Here is an 18,492-nt window from a genome sequence, read left to right as displayed (position 1 = left end):
TCTTTTGATGAGGCTATCTTAATAGAAGTAAAATAGTATGTTTTTCAGCAGGTTATTAGGGGGTAAGATACCAAAAAGGCGATCCGGGATATTGGGGATCGCCTTTTTTAGTATAACTAAGATTCTTAATTCCAAGAAAGATCCTGTAATTGATATTTAAACTGGAAAGTAGATGGATTTACCACATCATATGGGTTGAAAACGAATGGCGACAGCGTTTGATTATTTGCTGTATTTCTAATGATTTCTTCTACTTGCGTTACTAAAGCATATTTTTCTTTAGATCCTATTGTGGAAATATATCTGATGGTGTAGCCTGTTATAAAAGTATCAGGTATATAACCCATATTTAAAGTTGCAGGAAGTAATCCCCTTGTTAACAATGGTGGATTGGAGGATGGTATAACAATACTATAGCCCTTTGGAACTTCTATATATTTAATATATTCGCAAAACTCTGTATAATATGGAACACCTACTATTATTCTTGAATCGTAAGGGAAGCCAAAGGTTAAGTTATACTTCTTTAAAATACTTCTTTTGTCATAGCCGGAAACAATATAGGTTTGATTAGTACTTTTCAATGAACTATTTGTTTCGTATACAAATAATTCTGAATGAGAGTTCTCAAATATAAAGTTTTGCGGATTTTGTTTTTTTAAGTCGGCATTAATCTGTTCAATATTGGTTTTCAGATCATTTTCTGAAAATATTTTAATTGATTGAACTTCTCCATTCAAGTTTACTTCTTCTATCTCAGGTTCATGAGAGCATGAGAGAAAAGAGAATAATAGTCCCAAAAACAGGATCAATTTTTTATTTTTCATACGTATATTTTTTTCGAATGAATAAAATGAGGCTTAACTTCATTATATATAATTAGTCCCAGCTTGTAAATATATATTGGTACTTGAACTCAAAATTAGAAGGACCTGGTATGGCTTTCAATGGCATATAGTAGGGTGGGTTGTGAAAAATTTGTTTACCTTCTACATTATACTGCACTGTTACCGCTTCCGTTACTAATTCATAGATATCTTCTGTGCTTGTAGATGAATATTGTTTGTGTGTATAGCCGGTGGTTATAGCCTTATTAGTCGCAGTGCCAATAGGTAGGCGCCCCATTGCCGATAAAGATTCCATCACACTTTGAGGGGGAAGAACGAATGTTGCTCCTTTAGGTATCCTGACAAATTTAACATACAGTCTTATGTTTCCTATAAAAATCATGTTGGTATACCCATATACGCGAGAGTCTTTAGGTACACTCCCTTCGGCAAATTTAAATTTCCAGTCATTTACATATCTTACCTCATCGTATCCATAGACTTTGTAAGTAACTCCGGCGGATCTTGGTGTATTACCTGTTTCATCTATCCATAAATCAGAATTTGGATTATCGAAAGTGTATAAATCCGGATTGTTTATTGTTAAAGATTGGATCAAGCTATCGGGCAGAAATGCACCGGTATTAATTTCTATAAAATTAGACTTTGATATTAGACTTTGATCTAAATTCACACCCTTATCATTTTCTATGTCATTAGAGCATGAGGTGAAAATAGTAACTAGTAAAGTTGTGATAAGAAATAGTTTTTTCATCCTGATAAAATTTAGTAGTATAATTAGTTTAGTTCGTATTTAAACGCATATCCTTCTGTATATGCGTTGTTAATGCCAAGTTCAATGTCATAGACGCCTTTCGGCAACTCTTTATCGATATCAAATGTTACAATATGAGTTGTAAAGCAAGATAGGTCAATACAATCAAAATCATTAGGTGTACTTATGATATTTATTTTCAGTGTTTTGTTCTGTTGATATAAATAGATTTTCTGGATTTCATCTCCTTTTTTTATCAGTTTTGTTCTGACTTCGCATGTTACTGATGAGCCGCTTTTCTTCATTTTGAAATCTTTGACGGGATTAACCTGCCCTAAATCTGTAATTTTAATATTTGATACAGATAATACTTCATCGCTATTATCTATATTATTATGATCACAACTAAAGCAGAATAGGGTGGCTAGAAAAAGAAGATGAATGTAGATAGTCTTTCTTTTCATAATATTTACAATTAGGAAATTAAGTACTTAATAAGTATGATTTACTTATTTGAAACGACATGTGTTGAAGAATTTGATTCTTGTTTGTATAATTTTGTTTGTGTAATATTTTTTTGCCTATTTGAGATAGGTTTGACAAATATATAGAAATATTTAAAAACAGAGGTCTTTTCTATCTAAGAAAAGACCTCTGTTTTTGTTAAATGTTTTTTATTTAAAACTTAAGAATGCTGATTGATAATATTTCGCAGCCATTTAACCAACATCATAATAGCAAGGGCAGCCACCACACACGCACCGAAATTCATCAGGAAATAGTATTCTTTATTATCGAACATATCCCACATTCCAGCAACCATTCCGCTCAGTTTATTTCCTATCGAGGTAGATAAAAACCAGCCTCCCATCATGAATGACGTAATGCTTTTGGGACTTACTTTAGAGACAAGGGATAAACCTATTGGGCTGATTAGTAATTCTCCTACAGTGATAACTCCGTATGTGCCGATAAGCCAGAGTGCCGATGCTTTGTCTGTGTAAATATCCGTATATATGACCGATGCAGCCATAACAAGTGACGAAAGCCCTGTAATAAGTAATCCCCATCCCATTTTGGCAGGAGTAGATGGTTCCCGTCCTCTTATCCGAAGTCTCGAAAAGAATCCCAATACAATGGGGGTAAGTATAACTATAAAGAATGGATTTATGGATTGGAATATTTCGGTAGATATCAGGTTTACTTTTTCGCCTTCCTGAGGTAAGTTTTCGGGTGATTCATTGATGAAGTAATGAGGATAATCGTACGATTTTATCGTATTTCCATTGGCATCCGTTACAGCTTTCAATGTATGATCCATCGCAATAACAGAATCTTTTTTGTATTCTAATGCTTGCACCATCCCAACGGGTTTAACCAATTTGGATACAGCAGGAGTTATCGATCGTTCGGTATAACTTTCCGCAAATGTAGTAAGGGCTGTAGCATTCTGTTTAAATACTGTCCAGAAGACAACCATAATAAGAAAGATACTCAAAAGGGCTTTAATCTGTGAGCGTTCTTCTTTTGGTGATCTGAATATCAGTGAGGCATAGAAAATAATAACGGGTATACATCCGAATAAGAATGCGTCATTGGAATCTGATCCGAAAACATTCCCCGGAATCAACCATCCCAATGCTCCAAACGCCAGGGCAGGCGCAAATACATAAAGTAATACCTTGGTTATGTCGGAATTAGAATCATCCGATTTCTTAATAATATCGGCTTCTTTAATGTGGCGTGTACCCATCAGAAAGACCACAAGACCGATAAGCATACCTATACCGGCTGCTATAAAGGCATATCCCCATCCGTAATTGTTGCGCATATATGCTGCCACAAAATTACAAACAAAAGCTCCTACATTGATACCCATATAAAAGATGCTGTAACCGGCATCTTTTTTAGCCTTGTATTTTTCCTCTGAATAGAGATTACCCAATAAAGTTGAGATATTAGGCTTGAAAAAACCATTACCTACAATAATTAACAGCAGGGCTATCCACATGGCTGTACTTCCCGGAATGGCAAGCGTACAATATCCGGCAGACATAAGTATTGCTCCGATAATGATAGATTTGCGATATCCCAGAAGTTTATCAGCAATCAGTCCTCCCAGAAAAGGTGTTATATAAACTAGTCCTAAATATGTACCAACAATGTCATAAGCCTCTTTTTTTAATAAGCCCATGCCATCTGCATCAATAAGGTAGAGTGCAAATATGCCTAACATGAGGTAATATCCGAAACGTTCCCACATTTCGGTTAAGAACAGATATTTTAAGCCTTTTGGATGCGATACGCTTTCTTGAGGAGAGGATAGATTTTCAGTCATATTGTATTTCGCTTTTTCAGATTTATGCAAAGATAAGTTTCTGAGCCGAATATGAAAAGTTCTGAGATGATAATAGTTCTATTTTTACTAACGCACCCTATCGGGTTTGTTTTTCATTTTGCCTTGATGCAAAACGAAACAAAAGATCAAGACTGTTCCATTTACATGCGTCAGCCCCAGTACATCAGAGGCACAGCCGTTGGCTGACAAGCGAAGCAGGCGTAAAACTAAACGTGCCGACAGGCAATAAGTTTAGTTTAGCCCGCAAGCTAAAGTCAGGCAGGCGAGCCACGCAGCACAAAGCCTTTTTGATTCCTTTTGTGGATTTGGACAAAAGGAATGCAAGCAATTTTTAATTGTGCGCAGATCGAAAAGTATAGTGTAATAGAACCTTTTATCTATAAAAGAAAGTATTATGGGAAAATTTACACGATCACTTGCCGATAAGATTGCTACTCTGATAGAAGAAGATAATTATACAATTACCGAAATATGCCGTATTGTAGGCATTAGTCGTAAGATGTTTTACCAATGGAAAGCAACCAAACCCAATTTTGCCGAAGAACTGCAAGAAGCGGTAGAAGCACGGGAGGAAAAATTGAAGCAAAAAGCCCGTCAGTCGATGCGGCAAAAGGTTGAAGGATACAAACAAATAGAAACAAAAACCACTTATGCGGCATCCAAAGACAGCGATGATCCTTATACGCTTGTGGTGAAAGAATATGTAGTGAAAGAAAAATATTGTGTACCCGAAACTTCGGCTATCGTATATTCTTTATCGGGAGGATACAACGAATCGAAAGGAGAGAAACAGCCCCAGCCGGCAAGCTCATTAGTGATAACGGTAGACAGCGAAAAGACCAAACGGGATATGGAAAGGTTACAACAGAAGCTGAGCGGAAAAAGAAGTCTGTGTTAAGTGTCACTTTTGTTACTTTTGTAACCTTTTTTCTGTTTGTGTTTTGAAAATCAGTTATTTGTAAAGTGACAAAAGTATATCATATAAATAAGTTTATAATCCACTTTTGTAACCTTATTGCAGCTTTTGTTACTTTTAATAAAGCAAATCTGAACTTATTCAATATGCTGAATGTTAATAAAATTAAATAATAAACACATAACACCTCTAAGCATATGAAAACTTTAATTCTTTCGCTGGCAGCTTTCATTTTGGTAGTATCAAACAGCTTCGGTCAAACAGAAACAAAAGCCTTTCGTTATGACACGGTTCCTGCTCCGGCAAAGAATCAAGTGCCACTGTTTCGTTATGATACAGTTGCCGATCCAATGGTGAATCAATCTCAGGAGCCTTTGTACAGAATTGAGCAGCCTGCGAAACAACAACAAACATATCAGCCAAAGCCTTCTCAGCCTCTAAACTACAGAGAAGGAAATGAGAGTCAAGGTAGAATGATATTCGGAGGTTCGTTTGGTATGGCATTTGGTAGCGGTTATGTGTCTGTGAATATCTCTCCGCAGGTTGGTTATGAGTTTAACCGTTACTTTACTGCCGGAGGTGGAATAGGTTATTTCTATTATAAAGAAGATTCTCGCAGGAATGATTTTTCGCAAAATTACTTGGGTTTAAACGCTTTTGCCCGATTTCACCCGATCCGTTTTATTTCATTGGAAGTACAGCCCGAAATTTATCAGATGTGGGGAAGTTCGGGAGGAGAGTCTATTGGTTCAAAAACAGTTCCTTGTGTATTGGTCGGAGGTGGTGTAAATATTCCTTCAGGACGTAATGGAGCTGTCACTATGATGATTCATTACGATTTGGTTCAGAATGAATGGAGCCCTTATGGGAGTCAGATGTTTTATTCGATCGGATATATTTTCGGATTTTGAATTATAAATCGAGTAAAAGAAAATATTTAATGATATCCTTTTGTTGAAAAGAGACTTATGTGTCTGTCTTGAATGCGTAAAACGTACAGGATTGATCCTACATACAAAGTAATAAAAAGATCTGAGACCTTATATGTATAATAGAAGTTGTGATTTACTTTCATTTTTATCTATATTTGTAATAGTTAAGATGGCAGTCATATTGAAAGGAATATGTCAACTTAAATTACTTACTACTATTATTTAATAAGGATATGAATACTTTTGGCAATATATTTCGGTTAACATCTTTCGGTGAATCTCATGGTGCGGCTATTGGAGGCATAATTGACGGCTGTCCTGCGGGCATCGAGGTGGATATGGATTTTATCCAGAACGAGCTTAACCGTCGTCGTCCCGGACAATCAAAAATAACTACACCCAGAAACGAAGCCGATAAGGTGGAGTTTTTATCGGGCATTTTCGAAGGAAAAACCACGGGGACTCCCATTGGTTTTGTGATATGGAATGCTAATCAGCACTCGTCTGATTATGATAATATGAAAGCTTTGTATCGTCCGTCTCATGCGGATTATACATACCAACAAAAATACGGAATCAGAGATCATAGAGGAGGAGGTCGTTCTTCGGCTCGTGAAACTATTGCCCGTTGTGTAGCTGGTGCTTTAGCTAAATTGGCACTCAATCAATTGAATGTATCGGTTACTGCATATACATCGCAGGTAGGTGGTATTAAGTTGGAAAAGTTGTATTCTGAATACGATCTGAATACTATTGAAGATACCCCTGTAAGATGTCCCGATGCTGTAAAAGCAGAGGAAATGATCACATTGATAAACGAAGTGAAATCGAAAGGCGATACTATCGGCGGAGTGATTACTTGTGTAATCAAAGGTACTCCTGTTGGGTTGGGTGAACCTGTATTCGGAAAACTTCATGCAGCTTTAGGTAATGCAATGCTAAGTATCAATGCCGTAAAAGGTTTTGAGTATGGCGATGGCTTCGATGTAAATCACAGAGGTTCGGAAGTGAATGACGAATTTTATGATAAAAACGGTGAAATCAGTACCCGCACCAATCATTCGGGAGGTATTCAGGGCGGGATTTCAAACGGACAGGATATTTATTTCAGAGTAGCTTTTAAGCCTGTTGCAACGATCTTGATGCAGCAACATACGGTAGATAGTGAAGGAAATGAAGCCGATCTTAAAGCTCGTGGACGTCACGATGCGTGTGTGCTTCCTCGTGCCGTGCCTATTGTTGAGGCAATGGCAGCGATGACTATCCTCGATTATTATTTGTTGAACAAGGCTCGCTAAAATATAATATGTAAAAACTGCTTTTCTCAATTTCTTCTACATGAAACGAGAAAAGCAGTTTTTGTATTTATAAGGTAGGCGAAGTGTTTAGAAAATACCGATTTATATCATCACACTACTTCCTGCAATAACTTGCCATCCTTTATCGCACTCTTTCCAAACCCTAAGAAAACGTACTTTACCCGAAATCGGTTGAGTTCCATACTTCCCATCCATATCTATTGTTACAGCAACCACCGCTGTGTTACCAATGATATTTATCTGTTGATCGGAAGCACTGATTTTATTTACAATCATCAGTCCGCTTCGATACGCTTCTAAATCAATCTCCTTAGTGATGGTTTGCCCCATGGCACTGTTAAATAACAGATCGGGATGAATAAGCTTATCCAATGTTTCTACATTGGCAGTTCGCATAGCATCCAGTAATTGGTTTTCGAGATTCTCAATTGTGCTTTTTTCGGTTGTGCTCATGTCTTCTTTATTATTTTATCTATTCTACAAAAGTAGTGTTTTTAAGAAAGAAAAAGCAGGGCTTGAATAATCACAGCATTTTTTTGATATTATTTCGATGGGTTTTCAGAATGGTTGTCGAAGGTGAAAATATTACTCATATAGTCAGAGAAATGAAAAATAATATAGTAAATTTGTAAACACATTTTTAACATTGAATGAATAATCTTATTCTAAGCGATGTGAGTAATAAAAAGGTCAGAGACCTTTAATCAGAAAATAAACAACAGGTCAGCGACCTTTAAAACTTTCTTATATAATGAAAAGAGATACTGCAATTTTTGATATTATTGAAAGAGAACACCAGCGCCAGCTAAAAGGAATTGAACTTATTGCTTCAGAAAATTTTGTAAGTCAGCAAGTGATGGATGCTATGGGATCGTGTCTAACTAATAAATATGCCGAGGGATATCCCGGAAAACGTTATTATGGAGGCTGCGAAATAGTTGACCTTAGCGAACAATTGGCTATCGATCGTTTGAAACAAATTTTTGGAGCCGAATGGGCAAATGTACAGCCTCACTCGGGAGCTCAGGCAAATGCCGCAGTATTTTTGGCTTGTCTTCAGGCAGGCGATAAATTTCTAGGATTGAATCTTTCTCATGGAGGTCACCTTTCACACGGTTCACCCGTTAATTTTTCGGGATTGATGTTCCATGCACTCGAGTATAATGTTAGACAAGATAACGAAGAGGTTGATTACGACCAAATGGAAGCTGTTGCTAAAGCAGAAAAACCAAAATTGATTATTGCAGGTGCTTCGGCTTATTCTCGTGATTGGGATTATGCACGTATCCGTCAGATTGCAGATTCAATCGGTGCTATCTTCTTGGTTGATATGGCTCACCCTGCGGGATTGATTGCTGCCGGTCTTTTAAATAACCCACTTCCATTTGCACACATTGTAACTACTACAACTCATAAAACTCTACGTGGACCTCGTGGTGGAGCTATCCTAATCGGTAAAGATTTCGAAAATCCTTTCGGAAAGAAAACTCCAAAAGGTGAAACCCGTATGATGTCTGCATTGTTGGATTCTGCTGTATTCCCCGGAATACAAGGTGGACCACTTGAGCATGTTATTGCAGCTAAAGCAGTTTCTTTTGCTGAGGCATTAGATCCATCTTACAAAGTATATCAATCGCAAGTTCAGAAGAATGCATCTGTAATGGCTCAGGCTTTTGCCGATAAAGGATATAAGATTGTATCGGAAGGTACAGATAATCACCTGATCTTAATCGACCTTAGAAAGAAATTCCCCGAATTGACAGGTAAGGTTGCCGAGAAAGCTCTTGTGGCAGCAGATATTACTACCAATAAAAATATGGTACCTTTTGACAGCCGTAGCCCATTCCTTACTTCGGGATTGCGTTTCGGTACTCCGGCAATAACAACTCGTGGCGTTAAGGATGGTTTGATGGGTGATATTGTAGAGATGATCGATACAGTATTAGCTAATCACGAAGACGAAAAAACGATCAAAGCAGTGCGTGAGAAAGTAAATCAAATGATGCAAGATTACCCTTTATTTGCTTGGTGATTGAGTAAGTAAGTGATTTGTCATTCATATAAAGAGACACAGTTGAGGTTTAAAGGCTTCATCTGTGTTTTTTACTTTTGTGAGATATAAAATACAAGATTAATAATGTAACAGGTCTTTGACCTCGCTGATGTAAGTGGCTAAGAAAAGAAAGAAGAAAAAAGGTAAAAAGAAAGGTTCGGGTTTTGGACGAAAGCTATTATGGCTTATTCCTATAGTGATTGCCATAGCTTCATTATTTGTCAAAGATATTTCTATCGGGTATTATGATCGGGCTAATGGCTTATCGGGTGCTGCTCTAAAAACAGCTATGCACGACATTATAAGGGATCACACATATCTTGATTTCGACGAAAAAACAACTGCCCGCTATTGGTGGGATAATTACTTTAAGAAGACCGATTGGAGTTCCGAAGGGTATTTTATCGATATGTATTCCAATGAGAAACATCCTACCTATGTGGGTGGAAATGTTCAGAATCGCGAACATTGCATGCCTCGCAGTTGGTGGGGTAAGAGAGATAAATATTCATCATACGATGCCAATGGAGATCTTCATAATCTATTCCCGTCTGACTATAATGCCAATGCTGCCAAGAGTAATCTTCCTTTGGGAGAAGTAGGTATTGCCAAATTTGATAACGGAGTTTCTAAGGTTGGGATCAATACTTATCCGAAGGGATACAGAGGGCAGGTATTCGAACCGGCAGATGAGTACAAGGGAGACTTTGCCCGTGTTTACTTCTATATGCTGACTTGCTATGAGGACTATGCTTATGACTGGAAACCGGATGCTACAAAGTCGATGCTTCAGACAACTGCTTATCCGGGTTTACAGCCTTGGGCGTTGGAGATGCTGATTAAATGGAATAACGAAGACCCTGTAAGCGAGAAGGAGATTGAGAGGAATAACGAAGTCTATAAAATACAAGGCAACCGCAATCCCTTTGTAGATTGCCCTACACTAGTAGATCATATTTGGGGGAATAAAAAAGATCAGCCTTTTTACGTGGCTAAGGATGATAAAATAAACAGACAACCTCAAATAAAGGACTTATTATTTAAGGTTGTCAATGAGTATAATTTGAAATAAAGGTTTGTGACCTTTATGATGTCTTATCTTCTATAAGCTTATAAGTATGCTCAAACTTATGTCCTTTCTTTATAGCCCATTCTATAAACTTGCTTAATCTGTCGACCATTTTCTGATCGGTGTTCTTAGTCACGTAAAAAGGAAAGTTATATTTCGATTTGGGACCTATCGGCATGAATTCCCAAGGATGGAAATATACATTCAGATAACCGTCTTTCTTTAAGGTTCTGCCTGCTAAAGCACAATATAAGGATAATGGCAGGTTATGAAATGAAATCCAGAAAAGAGGAAACCTAATCAGTGGCGTAACAGAGGCCGGAATCTGCCATACCCCTTCACGCATAAAGTAGGTGCGAGGTTCATTCAGTTTATTATACCTTCCCGGTAAATAGGTCGGATTGATAGACGAATTGTAGATATATCCTGCATTGTATACTTCTTCTTCGGGAACAGGCATCATACGAGCCATACGATATCCTCTGACGGTAGTATTGCCAATCTGTTCAAGAATCTCTTTTGATTGCTTCAAATGTTCAGGCTTGAAGTGATCGTGATAGAGGCCATGAGAAGCCAGTTCATGTCCTTCCGAAACAATCCTTGTAACGATGTCTTCGGCATTCTGGGCAAAATTAGCCGTAGTATAGAATGTGGCAGTTATATTATGCTTTTTCAGTAAGTCCAGTATCTTTGTTGTACCCTCTTTTGAGATTTGGATCTGATCGGTAAAAGGAATCGGATCGCCATATTCTCTGGGCATCTCAAACTCTTCAATATCAAAACTTAATAAGATCATCTTCTTTCGTTATTTTGTTGATATAAATTAGTGTCTTTTATAATGTAAGTAGGGTAGCCTTTCGAGAGGTTAAATATCTGACCAATATACAATCCGATAATTCCCAGTACAAATAGCTGAAAACCTCCTAGAAAAGATACGATACTAATCATAGAAGCCCATCCGGCTAAAGGATGTCCAAAAAAGAAACTGATCAGTGCATATGGAATCATAAATACGAGAGATATGAAAGCAATGGCAAATCCGACATATAAAGCTATATGTAGAGGTTTGGTACTGAATGAAAGAATCCCTTGAACTGCAAGATTCATCATCTTCTTGAAAGTGTACTTGGTACTTCCGTATAATCTTTGATGAGGCATGTAGTCAATTCGATATTGTCTGAATCCAATCCACTTGACTAATCCACGCATAAATAACTCACCACCCTTTATATTAGAGATGACCTTCTTGGCACTTTTATCAATTAATCTAAAGTCAGCAGTTCCTTCCTCAAGGTCAATCTCCGAAAAGTGATTTAAGACTTTGTAGAATAATGAAGAGCTTTTTCTCTTCATCTTCGAAAGTCCTTTATCTTCAAGTCTTCGGGTATACACAATGTCATAACCTTCTTCCCATTTCTGAATAAATTGGGGTAACATCTCAGGTGGATGTTGCATATCGGCATCCATCGAAATTATGCAGTCACCCGTTGCGTGGTCTATTCCAGCCCTCAGAGCATTCTGATGCCCAAAGTTACGGGAGAATTCTATGTAGAATAATTCCGGGTCGGATTTACACAACTCATCAATTATTTCCATCGAATTGTCGGAACTACCATCGTTTACTATAATTATCTCTTTGTCATAAGGTAGCTCGTCTAAATTATCATGTATAGCTCTGATAACAATAGGCAAATTTGAAGCCTCATTATAGCTGCAAAGTATAATTGACACCTTCTTTTTATAGCTCATCGGGATTTGATAATTTAATAATACCTCGTGATGTTATTAGTTGATAGACAAGAATTAGCCAAACAACTAAACAGGGTAATGCTTTTAGAGAATACCTCTTAAAGATATCTACTCTTATATTTTTGGGAAATAAATGAGATGTTGTTGCCCATGTCCAGAAAATAGTGAATAATAATAAGAAAACGACCCATTTTTCATGTGGCTCCTCCTGTATAAAGAACCAAATGGAAACGCCTGTCAAAGCAATGATATAAGTCTCAGATTCAGAACCAGTACTGAAGAGAACCATAAATAATAGCGTTGAGGCTAATATTCCCAGCTGATATGTTAATTGGCTGTATTTCTCTGTTTTAATGTACTGCAATCCAAACAGGATGATACCGGGAATTATAACATATAGAGCGGAAGCATCCATAATGTCAAAAGTCCTTCTGACTAGTCCAATCGCAGACATATCCTGAGAGAAGTTTGTCATATTTTCAACACTTTTATTTGAGAGGGATGCATACCAGTCATAATAACTTTGGATAATAAATTCGGGTGATGAAATAAACATGGGTAAGACAAAGAAGATTGCAGCCCAAAAAAATAAATAGGCTATGAATTTACCTTTATGTTTCGAAAAGAAAAAGAAACTTAATCCTACAATTCCATACAATTTAATAAATACCCCAAGCATAATAAAGCATGCAGCCCAGAAGTCTTTTTCTTTTCGTATAAATAGAAAACTACCTATTATAAGAGCAGCAATTAGCCCGTTTGTCTGCGAATTCATTATACAGGTATATAGTTGAATCAATACTATATAAAAGAATAGGTACATCTTTCTCCATTGAATAGGCAAGTAGTAGAATGCAACAAAGAGGCATAATCCCATTGAGAGATTCCATAGTAGAACACCTATTTGATCAGGCAGAAATGTAAAAGGGGCAATGATCAAACTGAAAAATGGTCCATAATGATTGGAGTCATGATATTCTGACGGATAAGCCGTATATAAATTTATCTGTTGTATGGTGTGATTGAAAACACCTTTAAATATCAGATAATTATTGTGTATTTTACTTCCTTTTAAAGAGCCTATGACTCCAAGAACAATCCAAATGGAAAGAAGAAATCTTTTATCGGAAAATATAGGTTTCCGGAAAAAATTAGCAAAGCTATTCATTTTCTGCAGGTGCGTTATTTATAGTAAATTGTATTCTGTTTTTAAGATCGCAAATTTAACTAAAAATAGATCAATAAATTTAAGAACGTAACTTATTAATTATATTTATCCAAAATTGGATTTAATTAATGGTGAAAAAAAGTATATGGTAGAAAAATATATTTGTTAAAATGTAATATTGGAAATTCGTTTTGTTTGTATTTTGCAAACCCTGTATTACAGAACTGCTTGTTGTTAAAAGCCAATTCTTGATTATACTAAGGAGGATAGTTCTATGCATAATTTTGACAGTGAATAATTAGCGAAAAATATATTTTTTGCGTATTTTTGTAGACCTCAAAATGAATATAGAAAAGATATCATTTTGGTAATGTAGAAATACATAAAGGAGTACTGGTTAAGTTAAATTCGGATTAATAAATTTTTTAACCCATAAAAATTTTAATAAAATGATTAAAGTAGGTATTAATGGTTTCGGACGTATTGGTCGTCTTGTTTTCCGTGCAGCTCAAGGAAGAAGTGATATTCAAATAGTTGGTATCAATGACCTTATCGACGTAGAGTACATGGCTTATATGTTACGTTACGATACAGTTCACGGAAGATTTAACGGAACAGTTGAGATCAAAGACGGTAAGTTAGTAGTAAATGGTAATGCTATCCGTGTAACAGCAGAAAGAAATCCAGCTGACTTGAAATGGGATGCTGTAGGTGCTGAATATGTAGTAGAATCTACAGGTCTTTTCTTAGACAAACCAACAGCTCAAGCTCACATCCAAGCAGGTGCTAAATATGTAGTAATGTCGGCTCCTTCTAAAGACGATACCCCAATGTTCGTATGTGGAGTGAATACTGACTCTTATGTAAAAGGAACTCAAATCGTTTCTAATGCATCTTGTACTACTAACTGTTTAGCTCCTATCGCTAAAGTATTGAATGATAAATTCGGTATTACAGATGGTCTTATGACTACAGTACATGCTACAACTGCTACTCAAAAAACAGTTGACGGACCTTCTGCTAAAGACTGGAGAGGTGGACGTGCTGCTGCTGGTAATATTATTCCTTCTTCAACAGGAGCTGCTAAAGCTGTAGGTAAAGTTATCCCTGAATTGAACGGGAAATTAACAGGTATGTCAATGCGTGTTCCAACTTTGGACGTATCAGTAGTTGACTTAACTGTAAACTTAGCAAAACCTGCTAAATATGACGAAATCTGTAAAGCAATGAAAGATGCTTCAGAAGGAGAATTGAAAGGTATTCTAGGATATACTGAAGATGCAGTAGTTTCTTCTGATTTCTTAGGAGATGCACGTACTTCTATCTTTGATGCAAAAGCTGGTATTGCTTTAACTGACACTTTCGTGAAAGTTGTATCTTGGTATGACAACGAGTGGGGTTATTCAAACAAAGTTCTTGAACTAGTAGCTCACATGGCTAAAGTTAATGGTTAATTAGATTAATCATTATTATATATTAAAAAAGCAGAAACCTTTAGGTTTCTGCTTTTTTGATTAATGATATTATTTTATCTAATGTTATCGTTTTACCTCTCTAAGTTCCAGATTATAGGTACCCGCCGATAGATCCATTGTTTTATCTCCTTCTATGTTTTTTGGTAAATGTAATGTTGCAGAAGTGTTTGCCGGAATTACAACATGATAAATTATTTGTTTATCAGTACGTCTTGTCCATGATGATACTATTTCGCCATAAGGTGAAGTATGTTTTGCTTCGAACTGATCAAGCCCTTTTACAAAATTCGGACGAAGTTGTATATGCTTGAATCCAGCTTTGTTCTCGTCAGGAAATAAACCTCCCAAAGCTTTGTACATCCATGCATTGATATCTCCAAACATGATATGATTCATCGAGATATCATTTTCTGCATCAATATTCCAGTTTTCATATAGAGTTGTAGCTCCGTTTACAATCCACCAACCCCACGATGGATATGTTTCTTGTGCTGCAATAGTATAAGCAGCATCAGCATAACCATTCTCCGAAAGAGCATGAAGCAGAGCCTTTGCTCCTAAAATACCGGTATCGATATGGAAATTATCTTCTTCAACTTTTTTGTATAGATTCTCTGCAACTTTTGATTTGAGTTCTTCAGGTACAACTCCCCAATAAAGTGGTGCTGCAAGTTCAGTTTGTGACCCTGAGCAATATATACCTGTTTCCGTATTTAGAAACTTCTTATTAATTGCATTGCTTATTTTTTTAGCAAGACGGGTATAATGCTCGTAATCATGTTTTCTTCCAAACATTTTAGCGGCATGGGCTAGTATGGTTACATCCTTATAATAATATAGAGATGAAGTTAATTCTTTATTGCTTACGGTTTTTACGGGAACCCAATCTCCAAGCCCCCAGTCTGTGGTTCCGTGGGGACTGATCGATGCTATATGATCAACATACCGTTTTATGTTGCCATACATACTATGCAGTAAGTGGATATCACCATAAAATAAATAAACTTCCCAAGGAATTATAGCTACTGCACTTGTCCAGTCGGGTCCGTTACCCCAGTCATAACCCCACCCATGAGTTGGTACTATACTTGGTAGGACTCCATTTGGTTTTTGCTCGTCTTTGAAGTCATTCATCCATTTTTCATAAATTGTGATGGCATCATAACTGTATAAGCCTGTCTCTATCGCAATGTGAGAATCGCCCGTCCAGCCATTTTTTTCACGTTGAGGACAATCTGTCGGATATCCAAAGAGATTGGACAGGTAGGAGTTGTTTGCGACTTCCCATATTTTGTCGAGAGTCGGGTTTGACGATTTAATGCTTCCTATTTGAGGAACATCACTGTGTAATTCTAAGGCAGTAATACTTTCTTTGCTTAAGTCTATTGGTTTGGATGATGTAACCTCTACGTACTGAAAACCTTTGTAATTAAATTTAGGAGAGAAGGTCTCTTTAATACCTCCCCCTTTCAGAATAAAAATGTCAGTCTGAAAAGGGTCACTATTATCCGTCGGGCGGTAATGTACATCTATGTTAGACATATCGGCTCTCCCATCTGGATATAGGCGTTCGCTATGCTTTATTCTTAGTTCGGTATCTTTATCTCCCTGAACACGTATTTCTATAATCCCGGCAATATTCTTGGCGAAACTAAATACGTAACACGTATCATTCTTTTTGTCTATTTTGGTTGGCTCTAATCGTTCGGTTATACGTATCGGATATAGCTGCTGACTCACAATTAAAGGAGAAGGTGCTTGTGCTATAACAGCCGGTAGCCACTCTGAAGTATCTAAGCCCGGCATATTCCATCCCTCTATCTCCTTACGTGCGTCGTAATGTTCGGCAGTGTATATACTATTAAATAGTATAGGGCTTTCATGGATTTTCCAACTCTCATCCGAAACAATTGTTTCACTTGTACCATCTTCATAATTTAGTCTGATATTTATCAGGAATTTAGGTCTTCCTCGCCAATGAGCTTTATCAAAGTCCCATACTGCTGTCGATTGATGATTATACCATCCATTTCCTAGTATTACTCCAAAAGTATTAGCACCGTTTTGAAGTAATGACGTTATATCGAGAGTCGAATAAAGGTTTCGTTTATCAAATCGTGTGTACATTGGGTCTAGCATGCGGTCTCCGACTTTCAATCCATTAATGGATAGTTCGTATAGCCCTGCCGCTGTAATATAAGCACGTGCTGATTTGATCTTTTTATTTTTATCCAAATTGACATCCTTTCTAAAGTAAAAAGTGGGTTTATAGCTGACGTCCTGACCATCAGAGATCCATTTTCCTGCCCAATTGGAAGAGGAGATTAATCCAGTCTCGAAAGAAGTAATATCAGACGGTTTTGACTGTGTATCTTTTTCATTCCAAACCGTAACTTTCCAATAATACTTGGTAAATGGTTTTAAAGAATCACCTTTGTAGGTAACAAGGCAACTATCGGCATCTATTTTGCCAGTATCCCACATATCAGCTTTATTATTAGCCAGCTTTATAGAATCAGTACTTACCATTATCTGATAAGCCGTTTGTGCTTTCTCTGTCTGAGCTATTCTCCACGTCAATCGTGGTGAAGGGCTGTCTATTCCTAAAGGATTGTCCAGATGTTCACATTGTAAATTAGTTGGTGGGTTTATCTTTTTTGTACACGATGTAATGCAGTTACTAAAAATAATAAGATAGATGAAAATATTTTTCATAATAATTGTTCGGGGTATTAAGGAAATAATTCGATTACAAGAACCTTTATTTCTCGAAGATAATCAATATTATAGGTTATTTAAAGCGAGATAAATAAAAAAAACAAGAACATCCAAATATTTTGGATGTTCTTGTTTTTTTTATTTGAGATTCGGCTTATTTATTTAAAGCTGATGCTCCACCAATTATATCTAACAATTGATTTGTTATAGCTGCCTGACGATTCTTGTTATATTCAATAGTCAAATCACCCACTAACTCTTCTGCATTATCAGTTGCAATTTGCATTGCAAGACTGCGTGCTGCATTTTCCGAAGCATTAGAGTCTAATAGGGCTGCAAATAAATTGGACGCTAAAACTTTTGGTATTAGGTGAGATAATAACTCGACCTTCTCAGGTTCCAATATATAATCAATGCTTTGATTTGTCAAGGATATGGAGTCGGTTTGAATGTTTTCAATCACACCTTTCAGATCAAAAGGCAAATAAACGCTATTTTTAATTTCTTGTACACCCATCGATTTGAAATGAGTATAAACCAAAATTATCTGATCTATTTCTCCTGATAAGAATCTGCCTACAAGTTTCTTCGATATTTGTAGAACCGCAGGAAAAGAAGGTCTGTCAGCTAATTGTATAAATTCAGCATCATTTTCAATCGTTAGATTTGATTTTTTCGCAAAATCAATAATCTTTTTCCCGAAAGGATAAATAATAATATTTTCTTTACCTACTGCCGGTATCGATTTAGATAATACAGAGGAGAGCTCTTTAATTACATTCGCATTAAAACCTCCGCACAAACTCGAGTTAGACGAAAAAGCTACAATAGCTACTTTTTTGATTTCTCTTTCTTGTGCATAAACAGAGTCGATGCTGCTGTCAGAAGCCAAAAGATTAGTCAGAATCTCGTTCAACTTGGTAGAGTAGGGTAGAAAAGAATTTATTGCCTGCTGAGACTTTCTAAGCTTAGCAGTTGCAATCATCTTCATAGCCGAAGTTATTTTCTTCGTGCTTTTTACCGAATCTATCCTATCTTTTACTTCCTTCAATGATGCCATAACTATGATAGTATTTAATAATATATTTCCGATAGTAGGGGTAAGGCTTCCACCTTAGATGGATCCAGAGAT

16 protein-coding genes are annotated in these 18,492 nt (G+C 36.6%); 6 read left to right on the top strand and 10 right to left on the bottom strand.

What is annotated here, in order from left to right:
• Positions 1 to 125: 125 nt before the first annotated feature.
• The 4 genes from G7051_RS01335 to G7051_RS01320 all read right to left on the bottom strand — a co-directional run bounded on the left by G7051_RS01335 (position 126) and on the right by G7051_RS01320 (position 3,940).
• Positions 126 to 827 (bottom strand): hypothetical protein, encoded by a 702-nt coding sequence (locus tag G7051_RS01335; RefSeq protein ID WP_166197929.1) that lies wholly within the window; start codon positions 825 to 827, stop codon positions 126 to 128.
• Between the two features lie 52 nt (positions 828 to 879).
• Complete coding sequence (locus G7051_RS01330) at positions 880 to 1,602, bottom strand: hypothetical protein (protein ID WP_166197927.1); 723 nt, start codon at positions 1,600 to 1,602, stop codon at positions 880 to 882.
• Between the two features lie 23 nt (positions 1,603 to 1,625).
• Complete coding sequence (locus tag G7051_RS01325; RefSeq protein ID WP_166197925.1) at positions 1,626 to 2,066, bottom strand: hypothetical protein; 441 nt, start codon at positions 2,064 to 2,066, stop codon at positions 1,626 to 1,628.
• 221 nt (positions 2,067 to 2,287) lie between these two features.
• Positions 2,288 to 3,940, bottom strand: coding sequence for a peptide MFS transporter (locus G7051_RS01320; protein WP_166197923.1), 1,653 nt, complete (start codon positions 3,938 to 3,940; stop codon positions 2,288 to 2,290).
• A 415-nt stretch (positions 3,941 to 4,355) separates the two neighbouring features.
• On the opposite strand from G7051_RS01320, the gene G7051_RS01315 reads away from it, so the two are divergent.
• The 3 genes from G7051_RS01315 to aroC all read left to right on the top strand — a co-directional run bounded on the left by G7051_RS01315 (position 4,356) and on the right by aroC (position 7,107).
• Complete coding sequence (locus G7051_RS01315) at positions 4,356 to 4,859, top strand: phBC6A51 family helix-turn-helix protein (RefSeq protein WP_166197921.1); 504 nt, start codon at positions 4,356 to 4,358, stop codon at positions 4,857 to 4,859.
• A gap of 215 nt (positions 4,860 to 5,074) precedes the next feature.
• Positions 5,075 to 5,788: a hypothetical protein gene (locus G7051_RS01310; RefSeq protein ID WP_166197920.1), complete on the top strand. Its 714-nt coding sequence runs from the start codon at positions 5,075 to 5,077 to the stop codon at positions 5,786 to 5,788.
• 254 nt (positions 5,789 to 6,042) lie between these two features.
• On the top strand, positions 6,043 to 7,107 hold the full coding sequence (gene aroC / locus G7051_RS01305; protein ID WP_166109861.1) for a chorismate synthase: 1,065 nt from the start codon (positions 6,043 to 6,045) through the stop codon (positions 7,105 to 7,107).
• Positions 7,108 to 7,209: 102 nt separating this feature from the next.
• On the opposite strand, the gene G7051_RS01300 is transcribed toward aroC, so the two are convergent.
• Positions 7,210 to 7,581 carry a nuclear transport factor 2 family protein gene (locus tag G7051_RS01300; RefSeq protein WP_166197918.1) on the bottom strand — a complete coding sequence of 124 codons (372 nt, stop codon included), beginning with the start codon at positions 7,579 to 7,581 and terminating at the stop codon, positions 7,210 to 7,212.
• Between the two features lie 298 nt (positions 7,582 to 7,879).
• Here G7051_RS01300 and glyA point away from each other — a divergent pair, with 298 nt between their 5' ends.
• Together glyA and G7051_RS01290 are read left to right on the top strand one after the other, a co-directional pair.
• Positions 7,880 to 9,160, top strand: coding sequence for a serine hydroxymethyltransferase (gene glyA, locus G7051_RS01295; protein WP_166197916.1), 1,281 nt, complete (start codon positions 7,880 to 7,882; stop codon positions 9,158 to 9,160).
• A gap of 136 nt (positions 9,161 to 9,296) precedes the next feature.
• Positions 9,297 to 10,253 (top strand): endonuclease I family protein, encoded by a 957-nt coding sequence (locus tag G7051_RS01290; RefSeq protein WP_166197914.1) that lies wholly within the window; start codon positions 9,297 to 9,299, stop codon positions 10,251 to 10,253.
• Positions 10,254 to 10,266: 13 nt separating this feature from the next.
• On the opposite strand, the gene G7051_RS01285 is transcribed toward G7051_RS01290, so the two are convergent.
• Genes G7051_RS01285 through G7051_RS01275 form a run of 3 tightly spaced genes read right to left on the bottom strand, consistent with a single transcriptional unit; the run spans position 10,267 to position 13,167 of the window.
• Positions 10,267 to 11,046: a polysaccharide deacetylase family protein gene (locus tag G7051_RS01285; protein ID WP_166197912.1), complete on the bottom strand. Its 780-nt coding sequence runs from the start codon at positions 11,044 to 11,046 to the stop codon at positions 10,267 to 10,269.
• Positions 11,043 to 11,999, bottom strand: coding sequence for a glycosyltransferase family 2 protein (locus G7051_RS01280; protein WP_166109843.1), 957 nt, complete (start codon positions 11,997 to 11,999; stop codon positions 11,043 to 11,045). Before G7051_RS01280 ends, G7051_RS01285 begins: the two co-directional genes overlap by 4 nt.
• Positions 11,989 to 13,167: a glycosyltransferase family 87 protein gene (locus tag G7051_RS01275; RefSeq protein ID WP_166197910.1), complete on the bottom strand. Its 1,179-nt coding sequence runs from the start codon at positions 13,165 to 13,167 to the stop codon at positions 11,989 to 11,991. Before G7051_RS01275 ends, G7051_RS01280 begins: the two co-directional genes overlap by 11 nt.
• A gap of 449 nt (positions 13,168 to 13,616) precedes the next feature.
• On the opposite strand from G7051_RS01275, the gene gap reads away from it, so the two are divergent.
• Positions 13,617 to 14,621 (top strand): type I glyceraldehyde-3-phosphate dehydrogenase, encoded by a 1,005-nt coding sequence (gene gap / locus G7051_RS01270; RefSeq protein WP_166109837.1) that lies wholly within the window; start codon positions 13,617 to 13,619, stop codon positions 14,619 to 14,621.
• 84 nt (positions 14,622 to 14,705) lie between these two features.
• On the opposite strand, the gene G7051_RS01265 is transcribed toward gap, so the two are convergent.
• Together G7051_RS01265 and atpG are read right to left on the bottom strand one after the other, a co-directional pair.
• The gene (locus G7051_RS01265; protein WP_166197908.1) at positions 14,706 to 17,357 is read right to left on the bottom strand and encodes a glycoside hydrolase family 78 protein; all 2,652 of its coding nucleotides are present in this window, start codon (positions 17,355 to 17,357) and stop codon (positions 14,706 to 14,708) included.
• 157 nt (positions 17,358 to 17,514) lie between these two features.
• Entirely contained in the window at positions 17,515 to 18,420 is a 906-nt protein-coding gene (gene atpG, locus G7051_RS01260; protein WP_166197906.1) for an ATP synthase F1 subunit gamma, read from the bottom strand.
• Positions 18,421 to 18,492: the final 72 nt, after the last annotated feature.

Origin of the sequence: Dysgonomonas sp. HDW5B (genome assembly GCF_011299335.1) — a bacterium.
Taxonomy (GTDB): domain Bacteria; phylum Bacteroidota; class Bacteroidia; order Bacteroidales; family Dysgonomonadaceae; genus Dysgonomonas_A.
The sequence above is the reverse complement of the archived record's forward strand: the minus strand, read 5'-3'. Positions and strand labels throughout refer to the sequence as shown.